Consider the following 5627-nt stretch of genomic DNA (forward strand, 5'->3'; position numbering starts at 1 on the left):
ACGTCTCCGACCGCCTCTATTTCGAGCCCCTGGCCCCGGAGTATGTCCTGAGTGTCCTGGCCAAGGAAAAACCCGACGGGGTGATGGTCCAGTTCGGCGGCCAAAGCGCCATTAAACTGGCCAAACCCGTAGCCGATGCCGGTTACCCGGTCTTAGGCACCCAGCCCAAGCAGATTCACCGGGCCGAAGACCGGAAGGAGTTTGACGCCCTGCTGGGTGAGCTGGGAATTCCCCGGCCCGCCGGGGGCACGGCCTTTACCACCGCAGAGGCGGTAGCTACGGCGGAAAAGCTGGGCTATCCCGTGCTGGTGCGGCCTTCTTATGTGCTGGGGGGGCAGGGCATGGAAATCGCCTACCAGAGCCGCGATGTGGCGGAGTACATGGAGATCATCACCCGGGTCAAGCAAGAGCACCCGGTGCTCATTGACAAGTACATCACCGGCCGGGAGATCGAAGTGGATGCGGTGTGTGACGGGGAAGATATCCTCATCCCGGGTATTATGGAACATATCGAGCGGACCGGTATCCATTCCGGCGACAGCATTTCCGTCTATCCCGCCGTCAATGTGAGCCCCGCGGTGATTGACACGGTGGTGGATTATACCCGGAAACTGGCTTTGGCCTTGGAAATCAAAGGGCTCATCAATATCCAGTTCATCGAACACCGGGAGGAAGTCTTCGTCATCGAAGTGAACCCGCGGGCCAGCCGGACGGTACCCTATCTCAGCAAGGTGACGGGGATTCCCATCATTGCACTGGCCACCAGGGTCATGCTGGGCGAGAAACTCAAAGACCTGGGTTACGGCACGGGTCTTTATCCCGCGAAGAACCTGGTGGCGGTGAAAGTTCCTGTCTTCTCCCTGGATAAACTGCCTTTGGTGGAAGTGAGCCTGGGGCCGGAAATGAAATCCACCGGAGAAGTGCTGGGAGTGGCCGGTGACCTGCCGGAAGCCTTGTACAAGGGACTCTTGGCAGCCGGCTGCAATTTCCCGGAACAGGGCACCGTCCTGGTGACCGTGGCTGATGTTTACAAGGAAGAAGCAGTGGAGGTGGCCCGGGAATTTGCCGCTCTTGGCTTTAAGCTTTTGGCCACCCAGGGAACAGCCCGGGCGCTGGAAAGCCGCGGCGTGCCCGTGCAGGTCATTAACAAGCTCAGCCAGCCTTCCTACAACATCGGCGACGCCCTAAGAGAAGGGGTCATCAACATCATTGTCAATACCCCGACCCACGGCCGGATACCCCAGCGGGACGGTTTCCGGCTGAGAAGGATGGCGGTGGAGAGCTCCGTTCCTTGCTTCACCTCCCTGGATACGGTGAAAGCCTTCCTCTCTTCCCTGCGGCTGTACCGGCAGGGCAAAAAGCCCGGCATTGTCTGCTTAAACGATCTCTCATGATGATGGGATGCATATTTGATGGCAGCCGGATAAATGCTTTTAAGGGGGCAGGGAGAGGCAGGAGGGGGACCGGGTGGAAAAAAGAACAGCCGGCACTGGCAGCGCAGGGCGCCGTACCGGCTGTTGACGTCACTCGGTGAGCTGGTGAGACAGGATGATGGCTTTGGCCAGTTCAGCAAGGGAAGTGCCCGTGTTCATGCTTTGTTTTTGCAGGAGGCGGTAAGCTTCATTTTCAGTAAGGTTGTTTTGCCGCATCAGGATGCCTTTGGCTCTTTCCACCAGTTTACGTTCCTCCAGCTGGTGCTGCAGTTTCTTGATATCTTGCTTCAGGTGCTTGATCTTGTAATCGCTGATGAGGGAAAGCTGGATGGTCTGCAGCAGCCCCTGTTTTGTCAGGGGCCGCTGCAGGAAGATGATGCCGGTGGGGTGTTCAAAGTCCAGCCAGAGACCGCCTTGATCACTGCTGGTGAGGACGATGATAGGGGCAAGATCCTCTTCTTCCACGATTTCCGCCAGTTTGACGCCGCTTAAGCCCGGCAGCTCCGCATCGGCCACAATCAAATCCGGGTGCACGGTTCTAATGCGCCGCAGGGCGTTAGTCCCGTCCTGTGTTTCATCCACCACGGTAAATCCCTGGCGAGTCAAGAACCATCTAATCTTCTTCAATTCATCAGGTTGAGCTAAGGCCAGGAAAATTCTACTCCCTATCATTCCGATCACCTTTTTCCGCGCAATTAGCTGAATTGCCCTACAATTTTATTATACTGCAGGCGGGCCTGGCAGCAGTATTAACGGTCTATTATAGCCTTGATTAGCCTAGTTTATATACCTACGGAGAGGAAGGGATCCCCTATGCTTGAATTCACCAAAATGCACGGCTTGGGCAACGATTATGTGTATATCGACTGCACCGGGGCATGCCCCCCCGGTCTGATGGAGAACCTGCCGGAGTTAGCCCGGCGGGTGAGCGACCGGCATTTCGGCGTCGGCTCCGACGGTCTGGTCCTCATCCTGCCTTCGGAGACGGCGGATTTCCGCATGCGCATGTTTAACGCCGACGGATCCGAGGCGGAAATGTGCGGCAACGCCATCCGGTGCGTGGGCAAGTACGTCTACGATCGCGGTTTGACTGCCAAGACCAGGCTTACCGTTGAGACCCTGGCCGGCATCAAGGAGCTGGATTTGCTTACTGTCGGCAACCGGGTGGAGCTGGTGCAGGTGGACATGGGGGAGCCGGTGTTGGACCCCAAGCGGATCCCGGTATTGGCGGGAGGGCAGGCGGCGATCAACCTTCCGGTGCAGGTGGAGGGGGAAACCTACCGGGTGACCTGCGTTTCCATGGGCAATCCCCACGCCGTTATTTTTGTGGAGGAGGTGGACCGGTTTCCGGTGGCCCAAGTGGGGCCCCGGCTGGAAAACCATCCTTTGTTTCCCAACCGGATCAATGTGGAGTTTGTGCAGGTCATTGATGAAGGGACCCTGAAGATGCGGGTGTGGGAAAGGGGTGCCGGGGAAACCATGGCCTGCGGCACCGGGGCTTGTGCCGTCCTGGTGGCTTCCGTGTTAAACGGGGTGTCCCAGCGCCAAACCCGCCTGCAACTGTTGGGAGGAGATTTACTGGTAGAGTGGCGCGAAGACAATAATCGCGTGTACATGACGGGCCCTGCGGTGAAGGTTTTTGACGGGGAATTGGCCCTGTAGGAGGAGCCGGTCCTTGAAACTTAAACAAAGGAGAGATGCAGATGGCGAGAATCAATGAGCATTACTTGCAGCTGCCGGGCGGTTACCTGTTTTCGGAAATCGGGAAGAGGGTGGCCCGGTACCGGGAACAGCACCCGGAGGCCCGGATCATCAGGCTGGGCATCGGGGATGTAACGCGGCCCTTGCCCCGGGCCGTCATTGAGAGCCTGCACCGGGCGGTGGAGGAGATGGCCCGGCAGGAAACCTTTAAGGGTTACGGGCCGGAACAGGGTTATGATTTCCTGCGGCGGAGCATTGTCGAGGGGGAATACCGGCCCCTGGGCATTGACCTGGATGAGGATGAAGTCTTTATCAGCGACGGGGCTAAATCGGATACGGCCAATATCCAGGAAATCTTCAGTGCCGGCTGTGTAGTGGCGGTGATGGACCCCGTCTACCCGGTCTATGTGGACAGCAACGTGATGGCGGGACGGGCCGGTTCCTTGAACGCCGCCGGCCGGTTTAACCGGCTGGTTTACCTGCCCTGCACGGCGGAGAATAATTTTGTGCCGGAACTGCTTGAAGAGAAAGTGGACCTGATTTATCTCTGCTATCCCAACAATCCTACCGGGATGACCATTACCGGGGCACAGTTGAAGAAGTGGGTGGACTATGCCCGGGAACACCAAGCGGTGATCCTGTATGACGCCGCCTACGAAGCTTATATCCGGGAAGAAGGGGTGGTCCACAGCATCTACGAGATCGAGGGAGCTAAGGAAGTGGCTATCGAGTTTCGCAGTTTTTCTAAAAACGCCGGCTTTACCGGTACCCGCTGTGCCTTCACGGTGGTACCCAAGGAGTTGAAGGGTTATACCGGCGACGGCCAAGCCGTTTCCCTCAACCAGCTGTGGTTCCGGCGCCAGACCACCAAGTTCAACGGGGTGGCCTATATCATCCAAAAGGGCGCCGCCGCCGTGTACACGGAAGAAGGGCGGCGGCAGGTGCGGGAACTCATCGATTACTACATGACCAACGCCGCCATCATCCGGGAAGGGCTGCTGCAGCTGGGGCTGCAGGTCTTCGGCGGGGTGAATGCTCCCTACATCTGGCTGAAAACGCCGGAGGGACTGGATTCATGGGCCTTCTTCGATAAGCTGCTCCGGGAAGCCCAGGTGGTCGGCACCCCCGGTGCCGGTTTCGGCCCCAGCGGGGAAGGCTACTTCCGCCTCACTGCCTTCGGCAGCCGGGAGGACACGATAGAAGCTGTGGAGCGGATCAAAAGGCAGCTAAAACTGTAATTACTGGAAGAAGCGCCAAAAACCAGCCTGAGGCGGTTTCTACAGCTTAATTATCCTTATCCCCCCGTCCAATTAAGCTGGCGAAACTGCTCCTAGGCTGGTTTTATTTATCTAGCTACATTTGTTTCTGATGTGAGAGGACGACAAAAGGAAAATGGTAGTGATATCATTGAGAGTAATGGGGTCTCCAGACAAAGTCTAAGAAAAAGTGGTACCAGGTAACCAGCTCCCTATATAGGTGCGTCGTAGGTTAATGTGAATATAGTATCAGTGAGCCAGTGTCGAAAACTTTCGTTGTCACTGAACTGCTTGAATAGTTCGGTATCATCTTTGAGCAGAGCAACCATGACACGCATCAGTGCCTTGTCATGTTCAATGCGCGCGTTTTCCTTATCGGAATACTTGCGAGCATTCTGGTAGGCGGGGTCAGCCGCTACGCGCGCGGGAATTTCCTCAGTGATGAGCTTTTGTACCCGATCAGCGTCGGCCCAAGGGATATTGCCGAACTGTTCATTAAAAGCCTTAATTATGTTTGAGAGGCGATCGAGTTTAGGTTCAGGTTTGTGTCCACCGCTACCTGTAGGCACTGGTTCGATCTCGAAATCCGCATCGTTAAGTATGAGCTTCATGGTGGCCTGTTTCTCGATGCGGTAACTTTCCATGTCCACTGCTTGTAAAATGCCTTTGGATAGATCTTCTTCTTTGGGCGCAGGCAACTTCGGCACCAGAAAGTTGAGAAAGATCGATAGTTTTTCCCAGTCGGCGTTGGTGTATGGGAGAACCGACGATAGAAAACTATATGTTCGCAAGAACGCTTTGGCTTTACCTTTAAAGTCGATCTGACCATCTTCGTCGAGATGTTCCATATAGATGGCAACACAAGCATCAAGGATCGGGTCGAGACGGTCGCGGTCGGCGCCATCCAAGTACAACTGCACCAGTTCATCCACCTGTTCGGGTGCATAGACCTGGTATCCGTCTAGGTCGGCCTTGAGATCGTGCAGCTTGTTCGGGTCGGTCTCATCCGCAAGGATAGTCGTACGATAGTAGGGTTCAAAGGCCTCGCGGATTACTTCCGGGTCGTTGACGAAATCAAGGATAAAGGTGTCGCTCTTCTGCGGGTGGGAACGGTTAAGACGCGAAAGTGTTTGCACCGCTTTAACCCCGGAAAGCACTTTATCAACATACATGGTATGCAAAAGCGGCTCGTCGTAGCCGGTTTGGAATTTATCCGCACAAATCAAAAACCGGTATG

At 55.9% G+C, this 5627-nt stretch carries 5 protein-coding genes; 3 read left to right on the plus strand and 2 right to left on the minus strand.

All coding sequences use genetic code 11. The features are described 5' to 3' along the window. Window positions 1–1394: ATP-grasp domain-containing protein (locus GXX34_03790; protein HHW06648.1), on the plus strand; the 1394-nt coding region annotated here is incomplete at its 5' end. A gap of 129 nt (window positions 1395–1523) precedes the next feature. Here GXX34_03790 and GXX34_03795 read toward each other — a convergent pair. Beyond that, on the minus strand, window positions 1524–2105 hold the full coding sequence (locus GXX34_03795; protein ID HHW06649.1) for an ANTAR domain-containing protein: 582 nt from the start codon (window positions 2103–2105) through the stop codon (window positions 1524–1526). Window positions 2106–2246: 141 nt separating this feature from the next. Here GXX34_03795 and GXX34_03800 point away from each other — a divergent pair, with 141 nt between their 5' ends. After that, on the plus strand, window positions 2247–3095 hold the full coding sequence (locus tag GXX34_03800) for a diaminopimelate epimerase (GenBank protein ID HHW06650.1): 849 nt from the start codon (window positions 2247–2249) through the stop codon (window positions 3093–3095). A 41-nt stretch (window positions 3096–3136) separates the two neighbouring features. Then, window positions 3137–4372, plus strand: coding sequence for an LL-diaminopimelate aminotransferase (locus GXX34_03805; protein HHW06651.1), 1236 nt, complete (start codon window positions 3137–3139; stop codon window positions 4370–4372). Between the two features lie 230 nt (window positions 4373–4602). On the opposite strand, the gene GXX34_03810 is transcribed toward GXX34_03805, so the two are convergent. Beyond that, window positions 4603–5627 (minus strand): type I restriction endonuclease subunit R (locus GXX34_03810; protein ID HHW06652.1); only part of this gene is annotated, 1025 nt, incomplete at its 5' end.

This window comes from Clostridia bacterium (genome assembly GCA_012840125.1).
Classification (GTDB): Bacteria; Bacillota; DULZ01; order DULZ01; family DULZ01; genus DULZ01.

Coding starts and splice junctions, on each gene's coding strand:
- GXX34_03795 (HHW06649.1), bottom strand. CDS start 2,105: ATGATAGGGAGTAGAATTTTCCTGGCCTTAGCTCAACCTGATGAATTG.
- GXX34_03800 (HHW06650.1), top strand. CDS start 2,247: ATGCTTGAATTCACCAAAATGCACGGCTTGGGCAACGATTATGTGTAT.
- GXX34_03805 (HHW06651.1), top strand. CDS start 3,137: ATGGCGAGAATCAATGAGCATTACTTGCAGCTGCCGGGCGGTTACCTG.